General features: G+C 70.9%; 19 protein-coding genes. 10 read left to right on the top strand and 9 right to left on the bottom strand.

Annotated features, from left to right (window positions below; translation table 11 throughout):
• Positions 1-557 precede the first annotated feature (557 nt).
• The gene (locus tag Apa02nite_RS31160; protein WP_203828235.1) at positions 558-1,340 is read right to left on the bottom strand and encodes an SGNH/GDSL hydrolase family protein; all 783 of its coding nucleotides are present in this window, start codon (positions 1,338-1,340) and stop codon (positions 558-560) included.
• A gap of 233 nt (positions 1,341-1,573) precedes the next feature.
• Here Apa02nite_RS31160 and Apa02nite_RS31165 point away from each other — a divergent pair, with 233 nt between their 5' ends.
• The gene (locus Apa02nite_RS31165) at positions 1,574-1,951 is read left to right on the top strand and encodes a hypothetical protein (RefSeq protein WP_203828208.1); all 378 of its coding nucleotides are present in this window, start codon (positions 1,574-1,576) and stop codon (positions 1,949-1,951) included.
• Positions 1,952-2,288: 337 nt separating this feature from the next.
• Here Apa02nite_RS31165 and Apa02nite_RS31170 read toward each other — a convergent pair whose 3' ends face one another.
• Entirely contained in the window at positions 2,289-3,302 is a 1,014-nt protein-coding gene (locus tag Apa02nite_RS31170; protein ID WP_067692663.1) for a LacI family DNA-binding transcriptional regulator, read from the bottom strand.
• A 136-nt stretch (positions 3,303-3,438) separates the two neighbouring features.
• Between Apa02nite_RS31170 and Apa02nite_RS31175 the strand changes: the two genes are divergently transcribed.
• From Apa02nite_RS31175 to Apa02nite_RS31195, 5 genes are read left to right on the top strand one after another with little or no spacing between them, the layout of a single operon-like run.
• Complete coding sequence (locus Apa02nite_RS31175; RefSeq protein ID WP_203828209.1) at positions 3,439-5,454, top strand: beta-galactosidase; 2,016 nt, start codon at positions 3,439-3,441, stop codon at positions 5,452-5,454.
• Positions 5,451-6,311 (top strand): carbohydrate ABC transporter permease, encoded by an 861-nt coding sequence (locus tag Apa02nite_RS31180; protein WP_067692669.1) that lies wholly within the window; start codon positions 5,451-5,453, stop codon positions 6,309-6,311. Before Apa02nite_RS31175 ends, Apa02nite_RS31180 begins: the two co-directional genes overlap by 4 nt.
• Before the next feature lie 34 nt (positions 6,312-6,345).
• Entirely contained in the window at positions 6,346-7,173 is an 828-nt protein-coding gene (locus Apa02nite_RS31185; RefSeq protein WP_239164691.1) for a carbohydrate ABC transporter permease, read from the top strand.
• Between the two features lie 41 nt (positions 7,174-7,214).
• Positions 7,215-8,540: an ABC transporter substrate-binding protein gene (locus Apa02nite_RS31190; protein ID WP_203828210.1), complete on the top strand. Its 1,326-nt coding sequence runs from the start codon at positions 7,215-7,217 to the stop codon at positions 8,538-8,540.
• Positions 8,537-10,600, top strand: a complete 2,064-nt coding sequence (locus tag Apa02nite_RS31195; RefSeq protein ID WP_203828211.1) for an alpha-galactosidase — start codon at positions 8,537-8,539, stop codon at positions 10,598-10,600. Before Apa02nite_RS31190 ends, Apa02nite_RS31195 begins: the two co-directional genes overlap by 4 nt.
• A gap of 255 nt (positions 10,601-10,855) precedes the next feature.
• On the opposite strand, the gene Apa02nite_RS31200 is transcribed toward Apa02nite_RS31195, so the two are convergent.
• The 3 genes from Apa02nite_RS31200 to Apa02nite_RS31210 are packed head-to-tail and all read right to left on the bottom strand — an operon-like array spanning position 10,856 to position 13,994.
• Entirely contained in the window at positions 10,856-11,590 is a 735-nt protein-coding gene (locus Apa02nite_RS31200; RefSeq protein WP_203828212.1) for a ferredoxin reductase, read from the bottom strand.
• Positions 11,583-12,182 carry a sulfite oxidase-like oxidoreductase gene (locus Apa02nite_RS31205; protein WP_067692685.1) on the bottom strand — a complete coding sequence of 200 codons (600 nt, stop codon included), beginning with the start codon at positions 12,180-12,182 and terminating at the stop codon, positions 11,583-11,585. Before Apa02nite_RS31205 ends, Apa02nite_RS31200 begins: the two co-directional genes overlap by 8 nt.
• A 45-nt stretch (positions 12,183-12,227) precedes the next feature.
• Complete coding sequence (locus tag Apa02nite_RS31210) at positions 12,228-13,994, bottom strand: S8 family peptidase (protein WP_203828213.1); 1,767 nt, start codon at positions 13,992-13,994, stop codon at positions 12,228-12,230.
• A gap of 126 nt (positions 13,995-14,120) precedes the next feature.
• Between Apa02nite_RS31210 and Apa02nite_RS31215 the strand changes: the two genes are divergently transcribed.
• The 4 genes from Apa02nite_RS31215 to Apa02nite_RS31230 all read left to right on the top strand — a co-directional run bounded on the left by Apa02nite_RS31215 (position 14,121) and on the right by Apa02nite_RS31230 (position 17,547).
• The gene (locus Apa02nite_RS31215) at positions 14,121-14,555 is read left to right on the top strand and encodes a nitroreductase family deazaflavin-dependent oxidoreductase (protein WP_203828214.1); all 435 of its coding nucleotides are present in this window, start codon (positions 14,121-14,123) and stop codon (positions 14,553-14,555) included.
• Positions 14,556-14,635: 80 nt separating this feature from the next.
• Positions 14,636-15,784: a DUF5925 domain-containing protein gene (locus tag Apa02nite_RS31220; RefSeq protein WP_203828215.1), complete on the top strand. Its 1,149-nt coding sequence runs from the start codon at positions 14,636-14,638 to the stop codon at positions 15,782-15,784.
• Positions 15,785-15,851: 67 nt separating this feature from the next.
• The gene (locus Apa02nite_RS31225) at positions 15,852-16,349 is read left to right on the top strand and encodes a SigE family RNA polymerase sigma factor (protein ID WP_067692704.1); all 498 of its coding nucleotides are present in this window, start codon (positions 15,852-15,854) and stop codon (positions 16,347-16,349) included.
• A 4-nt stretch (positions 16,350-16,353) separates the two neighbouring features.
• A complete protein-coding gene (locus Apa02nite_RS31230) occupies positions 16,354-17,547 on the top strand; it encodes a hypothetical protein (protein WP_203828216.1) in 1,194 nt (397 codons plus the stop codon).
• 81 nt (positions 17,548-17,628) lie between these two features.
• Here Apa02nite_RS31230 and Apa02nite_RS31235 read toward each other — a convergent pair whose 3' ends face one another.
• The 4 genes from Apa02nite_RS31235 to Apa02nite_RS31250 are packed head-to-tail and all read right to left on the bottom strand — an operon-like array spanning position 17,629 to position 21,642.
• Positions 17,629-19,017, bottom strand: a complete 1,389-nt coding sequence (locus tag Apa02nite_RS31235; protein ID WP_203828217.1) for a multicopper oxidase family protein — start codon at positions 19,015-19,017, stop codon at positions 17,629-17,631.
• Positions 19,017-19,445: a hypothetical protein gene (locus Apa02nite_RS31240; RefSeq protein ID WP_067692709.1), complete on the bottom strand. Its 429-nt coding sequence runs from the start codon at positions 19,443-19,445 to the stop codon at positions 19,017-19,019. Before Apa02nite_RS31240 ends, Apa02nite_RS31235 begins: the two co-directional genes overlap by 1 nt.
• A 47-nt stretch (positions 19,446-19,492) precedes the next feature.
• Positions 19,493-20,725 carry an adenylosuccinate synthetase gene (locus tag Apa02nite_RS31245; protein ID WP_203828218.1) on the bottom strand — a complete coding sequence of 411 codons (1,233 nt, stop codon included), beginning with the start codon at positions 20,723-20,725 and terminating at the stop codon, positions 19,493-19,495.
• Positions 20,725-21,642 (bottom strand): hypothetical protein, encoded by a 918-nt coding sequence (locus tag Apa02nite_RS31250; protein WP_067692713.1) that lies wholly within the window; start codon positions 21,640-21,642, stop codon positions 20,725-20,727. The genes Apa02nite_RS31245 and Apa02nite_RS31250 overlap by 1 nt, the downstream gene beginning before the upstream one ends.
• Positions 21,643-21,645 lie beyond the last annotated feature (3 nt).

Here is a 21,645-nt window from a genome sequence, read left to right on the forward strand (position 1 = left end):
CCACCGCCCCGACCCCGACCCACCGCGGACCCCTGCCGCCCCTTCGGTGCCGAGCGCGGACTCCGGCCGCCCCACCGGTGTTGAGCGCGGACTCCGGCCGCCCCACCGGCATCGATCACCCACGCCGGCCCGGCGAAGCGCCACCGAGCGACCGAACCTCCCGGCCCGCAACGCCCCCACCCACCTGCATCAGCCTGCCCGGCTGCGGGCAGCGACCGGCGTAGCGGACCGCGACCAACTGCCGGCCCCGCTTGGCAAGCCTGACCACCACCCCCCCCGACCACGATCGATCAAGGCGGGATGGCATGGGCTGGTGCTGGCGGCGGTCACCACGAACGCGAGACGACCGTGCGCGCCAGCCGGGGCCGGTTCGGTGTCGAGGTCGAGGTCGTCGAGCCGGATCCGGGCCTGCCCGCGTTCACCGACGTCGTGCTGCTGGGGGACCACGTGCCCCCCGGAAGACTTCCCGGCCGTGCGGAACGTCATGCCGGACGGCGAGCTGCGCCTCTCACCCGGAACCCGGAAACCCGGGCCCGGGGCGAGAGGCGCAGTCCGGGTCAGGCCGCGCTGGTCAGCGCCGGCAGGTAGCCGTTCGTGTACCCGCTCGAGTTCGGGTGGTAGGAGTTCTGCGGCGGGATGATGGTCAGCCCGTTCAGGTAGGGCTTCGCGGCGCACACCCCGTGCCCGCTGAAGTTGTCACGGACGTCCGAGAAGGTGAACCCGGCCGCCGCCACCCGCGACTTGATCATGTCGTCCAGCACCTGGGCGCCGCTGTTCAGCGCCTTCCGCTTGGTCGAGCTCATCTCGCAGATGACCGCTGACGTGTCGAAGATGTTCGGGTACGACAGCACCACCACCTTCGCGCCCGGCGCCTTCGCCTTGATCGCGGCGTAGGTGCTGTCCAGCTTGCCGGGCAGTGTGGTGGCGACGTAGGTCTTGCCCGCGTTCACCTTGGCCGTGCACGTGGCGTCGCTGCCGGTCAGGCAGGTCAGCACGGTCGAGGCGAACCCGGCGTCGTTGCCGCCGATGGTGATGCTGATCAGGTCGGCGGCGCTGCTCATGGCCGGCACCTGGGTCTTCACCACGTCGTCGGTGACGGCGCCGCTGCAGGCCAGGAACTGGAACGTGGTCGGGCTGTTCTTCGCCGCCCACTGCGCGGCGTAGCTGTAGTTGCTCCGCAGGCACGTGCCGGACTGCCCGGGTGCGCCGACCCCGGACGAGTAGGAGTCGCCGAGGGCGACGTAGTCGACGCCGGCCGCCTGGGCGGGGGAGGCGGTGGCGACGGTGAGCGCGAGAACGGACGTTGAGACGAGACAGGCGAGGACGGTAGCCCTACTCATCATCGATGGCCTCCGATATCCGCGGGGGATTTCTGGGGCCGAAGCGCTTCGGTTACCGCACAGTAAGTCAAGGCTCCGAGAAATGGAATCCGGTGACTTTCCTGTTACATGGGAGTAACATGCATCGATGTGACCTGGGGTTATGACCTTGGGTGATGTTACGTGTGCGGTTCTCCGCAAGCACCGAGCGGGTCTTCAGCGTGTCCCCAGAATGCCGGGCTACGGTCGGCGGTATGGAAGAGAACCGGGCCCGCCGGGTCGTCGACCGGCTTCGCGAGCGCAACGTCTTCGCTCATCTGAAACTCCCGCACGCAGGCCTCACCCAGTTCGGCATCCGCGTCGTGCTCCCCGACGGCCGCGAGGCGATCTGGGACAACGACGGCACCGCCGGCCTCGAGGCCCAGGTCATGCGGGACGGCATCCTCGTCGGGTTCGTCCCGTCCATCCCGGGCTCGGAGTCCTTCGGCGAGGAGCAGATCATCGACGCGATCTCCGCCGCCGACTACGACCGCCCGATCGGCCGCTCCACCGCCACCGCGGGCCGCCGCCCGACACCGCCACCCCCGCCCCCGAGCCTGGCCCAGCGCCTCCGCACCACCTTCGGCGGCTGACCTCGCGCCCGCCGAAGCCCACCACCAAGCGTTCCACTTACGGCCGCTCCGAGTCCCGGTCCTTCTACGGTACGAATACTCCAGCGCCCGTCCGTAGGCTACGAGCCGAGTCCCGCCCGTGAGGCCATCGCAAGACCGTGCCCACCCCGGGCCGCAGCGCGCCCCACGGTCCCCGGCTGGTCCCGAGGGGTGCCTCCGGCACCCCGACGCACCCCTGAGTGCCAGCCCGGACCCGCCGCGTGCCCGCGGTCTCCGGCTGGTCCCGAGGGGTGTCTCCCGGCCCTCGAGGCACCCCTCAGAACCAGCCGGGGGACCGTGGCGCGGGGCGGGGGCGGGGTCAGGCGGAGTCGCGCCAGATGATCGGGGTGGGGAGCAGCTGGCCCTCCGGGGTGATCTGCTCGCCGCTGAGCTGGCGCAGGATCAGCTGGGCCGCGCACGACCCGATCTCCTTCGCGGGCTGGTGCACGGTGGAGAGCTGCGGCTGCGTGCGCACCGCCCACGTGCTGTCGTCGAACCCGACGATCCCGACCTCCCGGGGCACGCTGCGACCCGCCTCGCGAAGCGCTTCGAGGGCGCCGGCGGCGATCGCATCCGACGCGGCGAACACCCCGTCGATCGTGGGGTCGCGTTCCAGGAGCAGGCGCATGCCCTTGACCCCGGAGCCGTAGTCGTAGTGCGGGACGTCCGCGACCAGGTCGGCGTCGAAGCGGTCGCCGAGGGCGGCACGGAACCCGGTCAGACGGTCTATTCCCGAGTCCCGGTCCAGCGCCGCGGCGATCATGCCGACCCGCCGGCGACCGGTGGCCAGCAGGCGCTCGGTCACGGTGCGGGCGGAGCCGACGTTGTCGATCCCGACGTACGGAATATTTTGATCTAAATCTGGCGGATGTCCGACGAACGCCGCCGGCAGCCGCAGATCGCTGATCATCTTGATGATCGGGTCGTGGGTGCGCGCCGACACGACGATCGCGCCGTCCACGAAACCGCCGCTCAGATAGCGCCCGACCCGCTCGGTGTCGCGCGCCGACTCGACCACCAGGCTGACCATCTGGTGGTCGGCCAGGGAGAGCGCGGCGTTGGCGCCCAGCATGATCGCGCCGATGTTGGGGTCGTCGAGGAAGAGCGAGTGTGGCTCGAGGGCGACGAAGCCGACGGCCTGGGAGCGGCGCATCTTGAGCGTGCGGGCGGCCGTGTTCGGCACGTAGCCGACCTCGGTGATCGCGGCCTCGATCGCGGCACGAGCCTCGGTCGAGACGTATCCGCCGTTCAGGACGCGGCTGACCGTGCCCCGGGACACGCCCGCGGCAGCCGCGATGTCGTGCACCGTGGCGCGTTTGCGGGGTTGCGGCATGCGATCACGATATCCCCGCCAACGCTATTGACCTTGTGTCAGCCCGGTCATACTGTGTGCACGTTCACACATCCGTAACGCCCATTTAGGCGCTAGGAAATGTGTGCACGTGCACACACCCGTGACCAGGAGTTTTATGAGCACCCTGCGTTTGTCTATACCCGGGATCAGCCTGGGCTGTGATTACAACCCGGAGCAATGGACGCCGGATGTCTGGCGCGAGGACGTCGCGCTGATGAGCGAGGCCGGCGTCGACCTGGTCGCGGTCAACATCTTCGGCTGGTCGAGCGTCGAACCGGCCGCCGGCCAGTACGAGTTCGACGACCTGGACGAGGTCATCGGCCTGCTGCACGCCAACGGCATCAAGATCAACCTGGGCACCGGCACGTCGTCCCCGCCGCCGTGGCTGACCACCCTGCACCCCGAGGTGCTGCCGGTCGCCGCCGACGGGACCACCCGCTTCCCGGGCGGCCGCCAGGCGTGGTGCCCGAGCTCGCCGGTCTTCCGCGACCGGGCCTACGACCTGGTCCGGCACGTCGCCGACCGGTACGGCGACCACCCGGCGCTCGCCCTCTGGCACGTCTCCAACGAGCTGGGCTGCCACAACGCGCTCTGCTACTGCGAGACCAGCGCCGAGGCGTTCCGCTCCTGGCTGCGCCGCCGGTACGGCAAGATCGAAACCCTGAACGAGGCCTGGGGCACCGCTTTCTGGAGCCAGCGGTACGGCGACTGGGCCGAGATCCAGCCGCCCCGCGCGGCGCTGTCGGCCCGTAACCCGGCGCAGATCGTGGACTTCCACCGGTTCAGCTCGGACGAGCTGCTCGACTACTACCGCGGCGAGACCGAGATCCTGCGGGCCCGCTCGGCCGCACCGGTCACCACGAACTTCATGGTCACCGCGCACATCCGCAACCTCGACTACTGGTCCTGGGCGCCGGAGATGGACGTGATCGCGAACGACCACTACCTCGACCACCGCCTCGGTGACCCGGTCGCCGAGCTGGCCTTCGCCGCGGACCTCACCCGGGGTCTGTCCGGCGGCGCGCCGTGGATGCTGATGGAGCAGGCGGCCGGCGCGGTCAACTGGCAGCCGCACAACCTGACCAAGGCGCCCGGCGAGATGCTCCGCAACACGCTGACCCACGTCTCGCGGGGCGCCGACTCGGTCTGTTTCTTCCAGTGGCGGGCCTCCGCGCAGGGCGCCGAGAAGTTCCACTCCGCGATGCTGCCGCACGCCGGCACCGACACAGTGGCCTGGCGCGAGGTGCTGCGGCTGTCCGCGACGCTGGACCGGATCGGCGAGGTGGCCGGCACCCGGGTGGAGTCCCGGGTCGCGGTGCTGTTCAGCTGGGACTCGTGGTGGTCGTCGGAGGGTGAGGCGCGGCCGTCGCAGGAGGTGAAGTACCTCGACCAGGTGCACGCCACCCACCGGGCGCTGCGTGAGCTGGGCGTCACCGCCGACGTGGTGTCACCGGACGCCGACCTGAGCGCGTACCGGCTGGTGGTCGTGCCGGGCCTCTACATGGTGGGTGACCTGGCCGCGGTCCGGATCGCCGACTACGTGGCGGACGGCGGGCACCTGCTCGTCACGTTCTTCAGCGGCATCGTCGACGAGCGGGACCGGATCCGGCTGGGCGGTTACCCGGGTGCGTTCCGTGACGTGCTCGGCGTGCTGGCCGAGGAGTTCGCGCCGCTGAAACCGGAGCAGGACGTCGCCCTGACAACCGGGGGCACCGGAACGCTCTGGACCGAGCGGCTGCGGACCACGTCGGCCGAGACGATCGCCAGCTACGCCGACGGGCCGATGCCGGGCACACCGGCGATCACCCGGAACACGTTCGGCGCGGGGACGGCCTGGTACGTGTCGACCGCGCTCGACGCCGTCAGCCTGCGGGACTTGACCGGAGATATCGCGAAAAATGCGGGTGTGAAATCCCTCGCCCTCCAGCCCAGCGGTGACGTCGAGATCGTCCGCCGCACCGGTGACGGCCGCAGCTACCTCTTCGTGATCAACCACGGGGCGGCGCCGGTCGAGTACCCGGTGACCGGTTTCGATCTGGTCGCCGACCAGGACGTCCACGGCCTGCTCCGCGTCGAGGGCGGCGGCACCGCAGTGGTCCGGGAAGACACGAAGCAGGGGGACCGGTCATGACGAAGAAGAAACACCTGCTCGTCTTCATCCTGCCGTTCGGGCTGCTCTTCGCCGCCTTCTACGTGGCGCCGATCGGGTACGCCATCAAGCAGTCGCTCTACAAGGTCACCCGCACCGGCACGTTCGGCCCGGCCCACGAGGTCTTCGGCGGGCTGGAGCAGTACCAGCGGGTGTTCGAGAACGGCCCGTTCTGGGAGTCGGTCGGCCGGGTGCTGCTGTTCGGCCTGGTCCAGGTCCCGGTGATGCTCGGGCTGGCGCTGCTCCTCGCGCTGCTGCTCGACTCCGGCCTGGTCAAGGGGCGGCGGTTCTTCCGGCTGGCGTTCTTCGTGCCGTACGCGGTGCCCGGTGTGGTCGCCGCGATCATGTGGGGCTTCCTGTACTCGCCGAACCTGTCGCCGTTCACCGCGGTCACCAAGAACTGGGACCTGCTCTCCGCCGACCTGGTGCTGTGGGCCATGGCGAACGTGGTGACCTGGGTCTACGTCGGCTACAACATGCTGATCATCTACTCCGCCCTGCTGGCCATCCCGCAGGAGGTGTACGAGGCCGCCAAGATCGATGGGGCCGGGCCGTTGCGGACCGCCTGGTCGATCAAGATCCCGCTGGTCATGCCGGCGATCGTGCTGACCACGGTCTTCTCCATCATCGGCACCCTGCAGCTGCTCGCCGAACCGCAGGTGTTCCGCACCTTCAGCTCCGCGGTGTCCAGCACGTACACGCCGAACCTGACGGTGTACTCCACCTCGTCGATCCCGAACTTCAACCTGGCCGCCGCGTTCTCCGTGGTCCTGGCGCTGGCGACGTTCGCCCTCTCCTTCACGTTCCTGAAGTTCACGCAGCGAGGAGCGGACAAGTGACCAGCTTCAAGTTCACGCAGCGAGGAGCGGCGAAGTGAAGTCCAAGACCGCAGCGATGGCCATCATGGGCCTGAGCACCCTCTACTTCCTGGTCCCGATCTGGTGGCTGTTCGTCGGCGCGACCAAGTCCCGCGGCGACTTCTCCAGCACCGCCCCGCTCTGGTTCGCCGACTTCAACCTCGGCCAGAACCTGCACGAGCTGGTCAGCTACCGCGACGGCGTCTTCCTGCGCTGGATGCTCAACAGCATCCTCTACACCGGCGGCGCCGCCCTGCTCGGCACGGTGCTCGCCGCGATGTGCGGGTATGCCCTGGCCAAGTACCGCTTCCGCGGCCGGGAGCTGATCTTCAACATCGTGCTCGGCGGTGTCCTGGTACCGGCCACCGCGCTGGCCCTGCCGCTCTTCCTGATCTTCTCCCAGCTGAACGCGACGAACACCTTCTGGTCGGTGTTCCTGCCCAGCCTGGTCAACCCGTTCGGGGTCTACCTGGCCCGGATCTATGCCACCGCGAGTGTTCCGGAGGAGCTGCTGGAGGCGGCCCGGCTGGACGGCTCCGGCGAGGTCCGCACGTTCTTCAAGATCTCCACCAAGCTGATGTTCCCGGCCCTGGTGACGATCTTCCTGTTCCACTTCGTGGCGGTCTGGAACAACTTCCTGCTGCCACTGATCATGCTCGGCAACGAGCGGCTGTTCCCGGTCACGCTCGGTCTCTACTCCTGGAACACCCAGGTCAACCAGCTCCCGGAACTGCGGATGCTGGTTCTCACCGGCGCCCTGGTCTCGATTCTCCCGCTGGTCGCCGCGTTCCTGCTGCTCCAGCGCTTCTGGCGCAGCGGCCTCGGCTCCGGCGCCGTCAAGTAACACATCCCTCCCCGTTGGAACGCTCTCAAAGGCGGAAAGAAATGAAAAAAATACTCAGCGTCCTGCTGACTTCCACCCTGGCCCTGACCGCCTGCTCCTCCGGCGGTGACGACGACACGACCGCCACCACCGGCGCGGCGAGCTGCGCGCCGTCCAGCGGCGGCCCGGTCACCCTGAACTTCACCTCGTGGATCCCGAACATCGAGGACGTCGTCAAGGTCTGGAACGACTCGCACCCGAACATCCAGGTCAAGGTGCAGACCGGCCCGAACGGCAACGGCGGCACGTACCAGAACTTCTTCAACCAGCTCAAGGCCGGCAACGCCCCCGACCTGGGCCAGATCGAGTACGACGCGCTGCCCAGCTTCCGGGTCCAGGACGGCCTGGAGAACCTGGCCGCCTGCAAGCCGGTGAGCGACGCCAAGGACCAGTTCATCGACTGGACCTGGAACCAGGTCAGCTTCGGCGAGCAGAACGCGGTCTACGGCGTGCCGCAGGACGCCGGCCCGATGGCGCTGTTCTACCGCAAGGACCTGTTCGAGAAGGCCGGCATCGCGATCCCGACCACCTGGGAGGAGTACACCGCGGCCGCCGAGAAGGTCAAGGCCGCCGGTGGTTACATCACCAACTTCTCGCAGAGCGACATCAACCAGTTCGCCGGGCTCGCCTGGCAGGCCGGTGGCCACTGGTTCGCCAACGACGGCAGCAAGTGGTCGGTGAACTTCCAGGACGAGGCGACCACCAAGGTGGCCACCTACTGGCAGGACCTGATCACCAAGAAGCTCGTCTCCACCGTGCCGCCGTGGACCACCGAGTGGGACAACGCCTACAACAAGGGCAACGCGTGGACCTGGGTCTCCGCGGTCTGGGGCGCCAACTCGATCTCGTCCGGCGCGCCGGACACGTCCGGCAAGTGGGCGGTCGCCCCGATGCCGCAGTGGACCGCCGGTGGCAAGACCGCCGGTAACTGGGGTGGCTCGTCCACCGCGGTCTTCAAGGGCTCGAAGCACCCGTACGAGGCGTCCGAGTTCGCGATCTGGCTGAACACCTCGCAGGAGGCGCTTACGCTGCTCAACGAGAAGGCCAACCTGTACCCGGCGACCAAGTCCGGCGCCACGCTGCCGGCTCTGTCCAAGGGCGTCGCGTTCTACGGCGACCAGAAGATCTACGACGTCTTCGCCGAGGCGTCCGGCCAGGTCGCGCCGGACTTCACCTGGGGACCGACGATGACCTCCACCTACGCCACCGCGTCGGACGGCTTCAAGGCCGCCGTCTCCGGTAACGGCACGCTGATCGACGCGCTGAAGAAGGCGCAGACGACCACCGTGGACAACCTGAAGTCGCAGAGCATCCCGGTCGCCGAGTGACCCTGCACCACCTCCGTGCCGCGGGCGCCAGCTTCGTGCTGGACGCCCGCGGCGTCGTGCTGCACTGGGGCCCTGACCTGGGCGAGCTGCCCGCCGACTTCGCCGACACCCAGGTGCCGGCGATTCCGCCCAGCTCCATCGACGTACCCCTGCAATTGCCTTTGCTCCCGACCGTGCGTGACGGATGGAGCGGGCGGCCCGCCCTGTCGGGCCACCGCGACGGCAAGACCGCGGGAACGCTGCGGGTCACCGACATCCAGACCACCGAAAACACCATTTTTGTACGATCGGAAAGCACCGACAACGGCCTGCACGTGACCACCGAGGTCGTCCTGTCGCCCGAGGGTGTCCTGCAGTTCCGGCACGCCGTGGAGAATCGCGGGCCGGGCGATTTTGAATTGGCCGCCCTGGATGTGCTGCTGCCGATCCCGGCCGAGGCGTCCGAACTGCTCGACTTCACCGGCCTGTGGGCACACGAGCGCCGCCCGCAGCGGTCCGCGCTGCGCTCCGGCACGTGGAGCCGGGAGAGCCGGCACGGCCGCCCCGGTCACGACGACGCGTTCCTGCTGATGGCCGGCGAGCCCGGCTTCGGTTTCCGCCGTGGCCGGGTCTGGGCGCTGCACCTGGCCTGGAGCGGCGACAAGCGGATCTGGGCGGAACGGTCCGCGCTCGGCCCCTCGGTGGCCGGCGCCGGTGAGTTGCTCGCGCCCGGCGAGATCCGGCTCGCGCCCGGCGAGTCCTACCGCACGCCGTGGGTGGTCGCGGTCTTCTCAGACACCGGCATCGACGGCCTCTCCGACCGGCTGCACCCGTGGATCCGTGCCGGTCGCCGGCCCGCCGCGCCGCGCCCGGTGGTGCTGAACACCTGGGAAGCGGTCTACTTCGACCACGACCTCACGAAGCTGTCCGCCCTGGTCGACGCGGCCGCCGAGGTCGGCGTGGAACGGTTCGTGCTCGACGACGGCTGGTTCACCGGCCGCCGTGACGACCGGCGCGCCCTCGGCGACTGGTACGTCGACCCGGACGTCTGGCCGGACGGCCTGCACCCGCTGATCACCCGGGTGCACGCGGCCGGGATGGACTTCGGCCTCTGGGTCGAACCCGAGATGATCAGCCCGGATTCCGAGCTGGCCCGGGCCCACCCGTCCTGGGTCCTGGGCCCGCCGTCCGCAGCGACCTGGCGTTTTCAGCGCGTCCTCGACCTCGCCGACCCGGGCGCGTTCGGCTACGTGCGGGACCGGCTGACCGCGCTGCTCACCGAGTACCCGATCGCGTTCCTCAAGTGGGACCACAACCGGGACCTGCTCGAGCCGGGCGCCGCGCACCGGCAGACCGCCGCCCTCTACCGGCTGCTGGCCGAGTTGCGGGCGGCATTCCCGGACGTGGAGATCGAGAGCTGTGCCTCCGGCGGGGCCCGGATCGACCTGGGCATCCTGGAGCACGTCGACCGGTTCTGGACCTCGGACACCAACGACCCGCTGGACCGGCAGCTGATCCAGCGCTGGACCGGCGTGCTGATCCCGCCCGAGTTCCTCGGTGGCCACCTCGGTGCCGGGGCCGCGCACGTCACCGGTCGTACGTCAGCTCTGGGTTTCCGTCTCGCCACGGCCCTGTTCGGGCACGCGGGCATCGAGTGGGACGTCTCCCGGGCCTCCGCCGCGGACCGCGAGATGATCGCGGCCTGGACCGCCGAGTACCAACGCCTGCGCCCGCTGCTGCACTCCGGCGTGGTGGTCCGGGCGGACTCCCCGGACCCGGCGGTGCTGGTGCACGGTGTCGTGGCCCAGGACCGCTCGGCGGCAGTGTTCGCCCTGGTCACCCTGGACGCCCCGGCTGCCGCGCTGCCCCCACCGCTGCGCTTCCCGGGTCTGGACCCGGACCGCTCCTACACGGTCCGCCCCCTGGGCCACCCACCCCGCACGGTCCAGGACGCCCCGCCCCCGTGGCTGGCCGCAGGCTCGGTCACCCTCCCCGGCCGCGTCCTGACCGAAATCGGCCTCCCGGTCCCCCTCCTGGTCCCGGAGCAGGCCGCCCTCTTCACCCTGGACAGCACCCCGTAGCTGTCCCGTGTGGCACGGTCTGGCGCGAGACCCGCGGCGGCTCCTGACCGTGCCGCGCCCCAGGCCCCGGCTGGTGCTGAGGGTTGTCTCAACAGCCTTGAGGCACCCCTGAGCGCCAGCCGGGAGAAGCGGGCTGGTGCTGAGGGTTGTCTCGACGGGCTTGAGGCACCCCTGAGCGCCAGCCAAGGCCCGGGCGGGGACCGCCTTGTGGGGGTGCTGGAGCCGGGCTGGGCGCGGTGGTCGTACCGAAAAGAATCAGGCGCCGCCGAAGCGTTCGGTGCGGACCTTCTTCGGGTCGTGGCCGAGGGCGACCAGGATGTCGGCCGCGGTCTCGACGAACGAGCTCGGGCCGCAGACGAAGACGTCCGGGGCGAAGTCCGGCGGCCAGCCGTGGCTGTTGACCGTGGCCACGTCGATCCGTTTCGGCGGGGTGGGCCAGCCGGCCGGCGCCGTGCGGGTGTAGACCATGTGCACGTCGAGACCCGGGTCGTCGCGGACCCGGCGCTGGAGCTCGTCGGCGTAGCAGGCGTCCTCGGGCGAGCGGACCGAGTAGATCAGCCGGAACGGCTGGCGGCCGCGGACCTGGCCGCGCTCGCGGATCATCGCCATCAGCGGGACGATCCCGGAGCCGCCCGCGACCAGCAGGACCGGGGCCGGCTGTGCGGAGCGCCAGACGAACCAGCCGCCGATCGGCCCGCGCAGTTCGATCTGGTCGCCGGTCTCGACGACGTCGGTGAGGTACGGCGACACCTCACCGTCCTCGAGGCGCTGGATCGTGATCTCCAGCGGGCCGCTGCCGGCCGACGCGATCGAGTAGCTGCGCTGGGCCGAGTAGCCGTCCTCGGCGGTCAGGCGCAGGTCGACGTGCTGGCCGGGGAGGTGGCCGGTCCAGTCCGGTACGTCCAGGACCAGGGTGCGGGCCGACGGGGTCTCCTGGCGTACCGCGGTCACGGTGCCGGCCCGCCAGGTCAGGGTGCGCGGCTTAGTCACCCGAGTAGCGCTGTTCCGACCAGGGGTCGCCGTACATGTGGTAGCCGGCCGCCTCCCAGAACCCGGGCTCGTCCTCCAGCAGCATCTGCAGGCCGTTGACCCACTTGGCGGACTTCCAGAAGTACAGGTGCGGGATCAGCAGCCGGGCCGGGCCGCCGTGCTCCGGGTCGAGCGGCTCGCCGTCGAACTCGTACGCGATCCACGCCTTGCCGTCGAGCAGGTCCTCGAACGGCACGTTGGTGGTGTAGCCGCCCTTGCTGTGCGCCATCACGTAGTCCGCGGCGGTCTCCACCTCCTCGAAGAGCGTGTCCAGCGAGACGCCCTTCCAGGTGGTGCCGAGCTTCGACCACTTGGTGACGCAGTGGATGTCCTTGGTGATCTCCTCGGCCGGCAGCGCGGTGAACGCCTTCCAGTCCCAGGTGTGCTTCTGCCCGACCTCGGTGGCGATGGTGAAACTCCACCGGTCGAGCGGGATGCGCGGGGTCGGCCCGGCCGAGAGGACCGGGAAGTCGTGTGTCAGGTACTGGCCGGGCGGCAGGTCGGGTGCGGAGTCACGCCGCCGCCCGCCGAAGCCTCGGGAGATGATGCCCATGCCGACGAGTAAACCGCATGATCGTTACGGGGTGGCGTCCCCGGGTCAGGCCTTCACGGTCGCACTCGTCACGCCGGTCACGCTCGTGGTGGAGGACAGCACCACCCGGTAGCTGCCGCCGCTGACCAGCCCGGTGACGGTCCGGCTGCTGGTGGCCGGGTAGCTCTTCACCGTGGTCCAGCGCTTGCTCGTATACCGCTGGACGGTCAGCTTCTGCCCGGCGGCGCCGGTCACCCGTACCGTCAAGGTCTTCTTGGCGCTGCGCCGGACCGCGACCGCGGCCTTGACGGTGTAGCTGCTGGTCGCCACCGCGGTGGTGTTGGTGCTGCTGGCGGGCACGGTCAGCCGGATCCGGAAGGAGGCCGTGGCGGTGCGGGTCACGGTGTACGTGCCGGTCGCGCCGGTCGTCGCCGAGCCGCAGGACCAGCTGCCGCCGCCGACCGAGACGCAGACCGAGACCGGCCGGTTCGCCCAGGGCGCGCCGTCCGCGGTCACCCGGAACGCGGTGCTGGTGCGGGCCTGGTAGGTGACGGTCCGGGTGGCCGGGCTCGCGGTCACGACCGGCGTGGCGACCACCGGCGCGGCGGTGGGTGCCGGTGACGGGGTGGTGGTCGGTGCCACCTGATCGAGAGCGGTCACCGCGTCGATCCGGCCGTACCCGAAGTCGTTGTCCTTGCCCGCCGTCCCGAGATCGATCGCGGAGTCCTCGAGCGCGGCCTCGACCTGGTCCGGGTTGAGGCCCGGACGCGCTGCGAGCAGCAGCGCGGCGACCGCCGCGACGTGCGGCGAGGCCATCGAGGTGCCGCTCATGGTGGCGTAGCCGGTGGCGGCCAGCGCGGTCGGATAGGTGTTCAGGATCAGACTGCCAGGAGCTGCCACGTCCACGTAACTGCCCGCGTTCGAGTAGGACTCGACCGCGTCCGACGCGTCGGTGGCGGCCACCGCGATCACGCCGGGGTCGGCGCCCGGGTAGCTGGTCGGGCTGCCCTTGGCCCGGTCGTTGCCGGCCGCGGCGACCACGACCACACCCTTGCCCCGGGCGTAGGCGATCGCGTTGGTGAGCGCGCTGGACTGCTTCGTCCCACCCAGCGACATGTTGATCACGTCGGCGCCGTGGTCGGCGGCCCAGATCACGCCCTCGGCGGTGTCCGAGGTGTCCCCGGCGCCCTCCGCGTCCAGCACCCGCACCGGCAGGATCGTCACGTCAGGGGCGATGCCGGACACACCGATTCCGTTGCCGGTGAGTGCGGCGATCGTGCCGGCCACGTGGGTGCCGTGCCCCTCCGGGTCGGTGTTCCCGCCGGTCGTGCCGGCGACCGCGTCCCAGCCGGTCAGCACGTGTCCGGCCAGGTCCGGGTGGCTCGCGTCGACCCCGGTGTCCAGGACCGCGACGGTCACCCCGGCGCCTGTCGACCGCTGCCAGGCTGCGGGCACGTGCGTGGTCGCGAGATCCCACTGCTTGCTTCGGTACGGGTCGGAGCCACCCGGCGCCTCCAACGCGTGCACCATCCCGTCGATCTCCACCCCGAGCGCGTTCGCGGCCTGCTGGGCCTGCACCACCAGCCGGGCGGCGGTCACCCGATCGTGGGCCTCGCGCACCGTGATCACCGGGCGCCCGTCGGCGTCCAGCGTGGTGCTGACCACCCGGGCCGGCTTCGCGGCGGACACCTCGGCCGGCAGCACCTGCTCGGGGCTCGCGGCCAGGGCGTACGAGATCGGTTCCCAGCCCGGGCCGCCGATCGGCAGGACCAGAGCACCCACCGTGGCGAGCGCCGCCGCCGTCACCATGCCCGCGAAAGTCCTCGGCCGCATCAAGTCCACCCCTCGTCGGCGGCCGCCCCGGTGACCAGCCCTACGTGAAAGATCGGGCCACCGGAGTGCGATCGAGGGCCGTGCGGGGTGCGGTTGCGGTGCGGTGATCGCCGTAGACTCGGGCGTATGCCGCTGACCGGTGAGTACGAACCGAGCACATCCGACTGGGCCCGCAAGCAGGCCGAGAAGTACGACGCGACCGACGGCGCCCAGGCCAACGACATCCAGGGCAAGCCGATCGTGGTGGTGACGAGCGTCGGCGCGAAATCCGGCAAGCTGCGCAAGACCCCGTTGATGCGGGTCGAGCACGAGGGGGAGTACCTCGCGGTCGGCTCCCTCGGCGGCGCCCCGAAGAACCCGGTGTGGGTCTACAACCTGCGCAAGAACCCGCAGGTCGAGGTGCAGGACGGCCCGGAACGGCACGACTACGAGGCGCGGGAGCTGTCCGGCGCCGAGCGGGAGGTCTGGTGGCAGAGGGCGGTCGAGGCGTTCCCGAACTACGCCGGCTATCAGACGAAGACGGACCGCGTGATTCCGGTCTTCGTCCTGACCCGGCGCTGAGCGGCGCCACCCGTCCGGTGGGTGCCGATGGGGCTGGAAAAGGGGATGCCACCAGGCCGCCCGCCCGCGATCATGTGGGGATGCGGACCCCCCACCAGCCCATCGACCGCACCAACGGCACGGCGCGGCCGGCCGGTGTGCTGCCGACCAGCCTGCCCGCCGGCCTCCCGGTGGCCGGCGCCGTCGACGACGGCGACCGCTTGGTGGACCTGGTCGACCTGATCGCGCTCGACCCGTTCGTCAGCGGCCGGGAGCCGTTCGGCCGCACCACCTGGCTGGAAAATCTGCGGGCCGACGCGCCGCTGACCCTGCCCGGCGCGCACGTGATGCGCGACGCCGTGGAGGACGACGGCCACGGCCGGCTCAGCGTCGGCGACGGCTGGTCGCTGCACGTGATGCGCTGGAAGCAGAGCCGCCGGGCCCGGGTCACGGTCACCGCGACCACCAGCGAGCTGGCCGAGGCGACCCTGGCCGCGGTCACCGCCGGCGCGGTCGAGGAGCCGGCCCCGGCCGACGACAGCGTGCCGGTCGGGTTCTGGCACTACGGCCCGCACGGCCCGCGCCGCACCCAGCGGGAGATCGGCGCCGCGCCGTGGGACACCATCAAGCCGAACTACGCCCGGCCGGTCGCCGACACCCTGGAACGGCTGATGGCCGTCGACGCGTCGAACGTCACCGGCCGCCTCCTGCTGCTGCACGGCGAGCCGGGCACCGGCAAGACCACCGCGTTGCGCGCCCTTGCCCAGCAGTGGCGGTCCTGGTGCCAGGTGGACTGCGTGCTCGACCCGGAACGGCTGTTCGGCGACCCGGCGTACCTGATGAGCGTGGCGCTGGGCAGCGGCGAGGAGGACGAGCCGAAGTGGCGGCTGCTGATGCTCGAGGACTGCGACGAGCTGATCAGCGGGGATGCCAAGGCGAGCGCCGGGCAGTCGCTGTCCCGCCTGCTCAACCTGACCGACGGGCTGCTCGGGCAGGGGCGTAACGCCCTGATCGCGATCACCACGAACGAGGACCTGTCGTCGCTGCACCCCGCGGTGGTCCGGCCCGGGCGCTGCCTGGCCAGCATCGAGGTGGGGCGGTTGCCGTACCAGGAAGCGGTCGGCTGGCTGGGCACCTCGACCGGGATCGGCCCGGACGGCGCGACCCTCGCCGAGCTGTACGCCCTGCGCACCGGCGCCCAGCCGGTGACCGTCCCGAAGCAGTCCGTCCCGACCGGAATGTATCTGTAGAACCGATGCAACCCCCGGTGCGTCCACCCGCGACAGAAGGGTGACGGACCACTGACGGGGGAGCGGGATGCGTTCTGACCTCGAGCGGGAGTACGTCGACTATGTGGCCGGGCGCCTGCCCCGGCTGCATCGGGCGGCGTATCTGCTGTGCGCGGACCGGTACCAGGCCGACGACATCGTCCAGGCCACGGTCACCGCGCTGTACATGAATTGGAAGTCGGCCGTCCGGGCGGACAACCTGGACGGCTTCGTGCACCGGATCCTGGTGCGGCGCTATCTCGACGAGCGTCGCCGCCGGTGGAGCCGGGTGCTGCTCGGCGACCACCTGCCGGAACGACCCGGCCCGGCCGACACCCGGGTCGAAGCGCGGGACGAGCTGCTGACCGCCCTGCGCGCCCTGCCTAAGGGGCAGCGGGCCGTGGTGGTGCTGCGCTACTTCAGCGACCTCTCGGTCGAGGCGACCGCGGCGGCGCTCGGCTGCTCGGTCGGCAATGTCAAGAGCCAGTGTTCGCGTGGGCTGGCCGCGTTGCGCGCCGAGCTCGGCGCCTTCCAGGAATCGAGGTAGCGGGGTGGATCAGGAACAGGCTCTGCGGGAGCGGCTGGCGGCGATCGCCACGCCACCGAGCCGGATCTCGATGGACACGGTGCTTCCGGCCGCCCGGCAACGGGTCCGCCGGCGGCGCGCGGTGTGGGCCGGCGCGGGTGCCGCGCTGACCGTGGGCGCGCTGCTCGCGGTGCCGAAGGTGCTGCTCAGCGACGCCGGTCCGGACAACCGGCCGGCCCTGCCGGCGGCGACCAGTGCCCCGGTGGCGCATCCGGCCGCCTGCCGGCCGCGCACCTTGCCGCTGCCGGACGGGATCACCGACATGGAGGCCGAGTCGGTCGACCCGACCGGCCGGTACATCGTCGGCAACGCCACCGTGAAGCACGTCTTCCGGCCGGTGTTGTGGACCGACGGGGTCCCCCGGCTGTTGCCGGCGCCGGCCGAGTCGGTGCAGGTGACCGGAGTGAACGCGGCCGGCGTGGTGGTCGGGCTGGTCAACGACGGCGCCGGCGGCGGGTCGGTGTTCCGTTTCGAGGACGGCCAGTACACCGTTCTCGGGATGCCGGCCGGGAACTGGGCACCGTATCCCGGCGCGATGATCAACACAGCCGGGGACGTGCTGGTCAACGCGGAGCCGGCCACCGCGGGGGAGAACAACGGCAAGGGCACGATCGTGCTGCTGTGGAAGGCCGGTGCGACCACGCCGGTGCGGCTGCCGCTCCCGGCCGGCGCCACCGTCGACGACCTGGCCGATGACGGGACCATGGTCGGCGGGCTCTACCGCGACGGCGCCGGTGTGGCCGGGTACCGCTGGGACCAGCGGGGCGAGGCCCGGAAGCTGTCGGCACCGGCCGGGAAGGTCACCCTGGCGAGCGCGTCCCGCGGCGACTGGGTCACCGGCAGCGTGTGGGGGCAGGGCGAGGCGGCTCGATGGAATCTGCGGACCGGCGAGTTCCGCCAGTTCCCCCAGCGATTCGGGCCGGGCGTCGCGGTCAACGACGACGGCTGGGTGGTCACCCAGCAGGGTGCGCTGATCCGGGACGGCGCGGTGGCCGACCTGTCGGCCGGTGGCGGCGGCCGGACCGCCAAGGCGAGGGCGCTGACCGATGACGGCCTGGTGGTCGGGTCGGTCGCCGTGGAGCCCGAGGCCGGCCGGTCCGGCTCGCTCGCCTTCCTGACCGCATCGGGCCAGACCCTCCCGCAGATCTGGCAATGCTGACCTGACCGGTCCACGCCGGGTGTTGCCGCTCGGCGTGGACCGGTTTCACTCCGGGGCGTTGCCGCTCGGCGTGGACCGGTCTCACTCCGGGGTGTTGCCGCTCGGTCCGCCGACCTGGAACGAGCTGCGCACCCCGGTGTAGGCCAGGTGCGCCACCAGCCCCTCCGGCACGTGGTCCAGGTTGTGGCAGTGGTCGGCCCAGATGCCCGGGTTGTCGGCGCGGAACGCGATCTCGTACGTGTCGCCGTCCGCCACGTCCAGCGAGTCGGTCCACCACGGGCTGCCGGTCGCGGCGGTGCCGTTGCGGCTGAGCACCACCACGTGGTGGCCGTGCAGGTGCATCGGGTGCACCTCGCCGCTGCCGTTGTGCACGGTCATCCGGACGACGTCACCGGTGGTCACCATGAACATCGGGACGTCCGGGAACAGGTGCCCGTTGATCGTCCACCACAGGCCCGGCCGGCCGTCGAGGAATCCGAACCGGCGCCCGATGTCGTAGGAGAAACGGCGGCGCGGCCGGTCCGGGTCAAAACCGAGAAAACCACTTTTTCCGTACGAGAGGAAGTCGAGCGTGTCGCGCGGCAGCGCGGCCTGGACCGCACCGGCGGCCGTGAGCGCCGCCCCGCCGCCGACGTCGACCCGGGCCGGACCGGGACCGTCGAGCCGCAGGTCGACCCGGCCGCCCGCGGTGACCAGCACGGCCTGATCCTTGATCACACCCGGTTCGTGGACGTCACGTCCGTCGATGGCGGTGACCCGGAAGGTCGTGCCGCTCACCCAGATCCGGATCGGTCCGGCATCCGTGTTGACCACTTTGATTGCCGAAGACGATATATCGGATATGCCGGGCACGCCGTTGACGGTCCGCTTGCCCTGATACGTGTGCACCATCGCGACCTGATCACTCCTGGTCGCACCGCGCGGGGTAATGATCAAAGCGCCGAACAGGCCGTTCTTCACCTGCTCGTGCGAGACCTGGTGCGAGTGGTACCAGTACGTGCCGGCGTCCTTGGCCACGAACCGGTACACGTGGCTCTGCCCGCGCCCGACCGCGTCCTGGGTCACCCCGGCGACGCCGTCCTCGGCGTTCGGCACGTCGACACCGTGCCAGTGCAGGGTCACGCCGTCCGGCACCGACTCGTTGACCAGCGTCACCTGGATCAACTGGCCCTGAACGGCGCGGATCTCCGGACCGGGGGAGGCGCCGTTCAGCGTGTAGCGGCTGCCCGCCTTGCCCGCGGTGAGCGTGACCGCGACGTCCGGCGTGCCACTCGGCCCCTTGAGGTCGGCGACCGCGATCCCGGTGCGGTGATCGTGATCGGTCGCCGGGCCGCCGCCGTAGTCCGGATAACCCATCGCGGCCATGTCGTAGGTGCCGGTGACCAGGCTGTCGAACCAGAACCAGCCGATCGGGCCCAGCACGGCGAGGGCTGCCACCACGGCGACGGCGGCCCGGGTCGAGGTGCGCATCAGGCGACGGCGACCGGCGGGGCCGGTTTCGCGTCGGCCTCCCGGGCCTTGCGCATGGCGACCGAGGCGAGCCCGGCGACCACGAGCGCGTTGAGCCCGTGCAGGGCGCCGACGCCGGGCACGCTGTAGCCGGCGAACGCCAGGACGACCTGCAGGACCACGGCGCCGAAGGTCAGCGCGGCCCACTTCACCCCGCCCGGGATCCGGGCGAAGAACGAGACCACCAGCAGCGCCAGGGCGAGCAGCGGGATCACCTCGGCGCCGACCACGGCGTGCACGATGTGCGCCCAGTTGCGGGTGTTGTTGTCGAAGACGCCGCCGTCGTCGACGTCGTTGAGGACCTGGAACCAGGCGGCGGCGATCGCGGCGATCTGCACGACGAAGCCGATCAGGATCAAACCGGATAGTGCACGGTAGACGGAGCGCATCGGGCTTTCTCCCTTCACATCCGATGCTCTCAGCGTTCTCCCGACGGTCAGACCAGGCAATACGCCGGGAGTCGTATGTGCGACGGCCCGCGTACGCCATCGGCGACAAAACGCTTGTCGGCGGCGCGCGGGCCGTACGACTCCAGGGTTACCGGTGCGCCCAGCAGCGCGCCGATCTCGGCCGGCCAGTCGCCGGGCCGGTGCAGCCCGGCGGGCGTGGCCCGGTGCAGCCGGGCGGTCAGGCGCTCCTGGTGGGCCAGGTCGCGGTGCGGTCCGGGCTCGATCCGGTCCCAGAGCGCCCCGTCCACCCGGTACGACGTGCAGATCCCCAGCCCGGTCTCCCGCGCGGCCACGTCCAGGTGGGTGACGGCCAGCTCGTCGACGCCGCCGGCCACCTCCACGGCGTACCGGTGGGCGACCGCGTCGAAGTGCCCGGTCCGGAACCGGCCCTGCCACTCGTCGTGCCCGTTGTGCTGTTCCGGCAGGTCCAGCGCCGGGTCCTCGGTGACGAACGGCCCCGACCCGTGCCGCGTCGTGTACGTCCGCACCACCCCGAGCCGCCGGAACGACGGGCACAGCTCGGCCACGTTGTCGAACGTCGTGGTCGACCAGGTGGTGTGCGGGTGCCATCCGCGCCACTCGTCGAGCAGCACACCCTGGGCGCCCTCGAACACGCACGGCCCCTCGGCGAGCAACCGCATGGTGTAGCTCTCGTGCGTGATCGTGACCGCCCGGCCGAACGCGACGAACGCGTCCAGCACGTCGTCGAGCGGGGTGTCGGTGTAGCCGTACGCCTCCTGCACCGCGGCCAGCCGCCGCCGCAGCCGCGCCGGTGAGAGCACGTCGGAGACCCGGGGCGCCTCCGGATGCTCCAGGGCGTACGCCATGGTCTCGCCCACCCCCATCCCGCACGAGCCGTGCCGGTTCACGCGTTCCTTGCGCCGGTTCGCGGCCCGGTGCCACGGAGTGGCCAGCAGCGCGTCCCCGTCCACGGTGAGCAGGTGGAACGGGTTCTGCAACGCGAACGCCTCGGCGGACAACGCGAGCGGGTCGACCACCGTGAACCGGGTCAGGTGGGTCGGCACCCCGCGCAGCGTGCCCGCCCCGAACTGGGCGAACGTGTGGTGCCGCCCGTCGTCGGTGACCACGTTGTGGCCGGCCTGCGCTCCCCCGTTGAAGCGCAGGACGGCCCGCACGCGGTTCCTCGCGCAGAGCGCGTCGACGACGGTGCCCTTGCCGGCGTCCCCGTACCCGAGGTCGACGACCGCCACGTGATCCATCACAGCCTCCGGAGGCGACCGGGCCTGTGCAGCGGAGCGAGCGCCTGTCCGACCGAGTGACCGGCCGCCGACCCGTAGGCGGCCAGGTCGTCCAGGCCCTCCTCCAGGTCGACGGTGTCCTCGCCCAGGCCGACGGTCAGCGCGATCGTCTCGCAGACCGCGTCCAGGTCGTCGAGCTCCAGGACGTTCTGCCCGAGCAGGCCGCGCCAGGCGGCGAGGACCTCGCGGTCCCGGCCGTACGTCGCCGAGGTGGGCAGGATGAAGAACACCTCGAACTTGCGCTGCAGCTCGGCGACGATCGACGCGACCGGGATGGCCTCGCGCAGGTCGTCGCCGATCACCCGGCGGACCTCCTTCGGCTTGACCATGGCGTAGGGCAGCTCGTCGCCGATCAGGAACAGGTAGCCCTTGCGCTGCCGCTTGACCATCGAGTCGGTCAGCACGTGCCGGGCCAGGAAGTACATCGCCAGCTCGTACGACTCGCGCTTCTGCCCGCCGCCACCGCCCTCCAGCACGATCCGGGACAGGTCCTCGTCCATCCGGTTGTCCGACTCGAACTGGCCCACCTGCAGCGGCACCCGGTCGCAGGTGGCGTCGCCGATCGCGCCGAACATGATCTGCGGGTCGGTCGCGTAGCCCTTGCGGGTCAGCAGGCCGAGCAGCTGCGGCAGCTTGGTCTGCAGCACCCGCGGGACGTTCCGCATCGAGCCGGTCACGTCGAACATCACCACGATCGGCGTGCTGTCCGGGTGTTCCGAGCTGTCCCGGCTCTCCCGCATGAACACACCCTGCGGGTCGAGCTCCGGGTGGGCCTGCCGGGCGCCGCCGTCGCTGTACGCGAAGGCACTCTCGCCGGTCGCCGCCCGGAAGTTCTCGGCAGCCGTGTAGACATCGGTGGACCAGCGTCCGCTTCCCATTGT

It is taken from the genome of Actinoplanes palleronii, assembly GCF_016862315.1.
GTDB lineage: Bacteria > Actinomycetota > Actinomycetes > Mycobacteriales > Micromonosporaceae > Actinoplanes > Actinoplanes palleronii.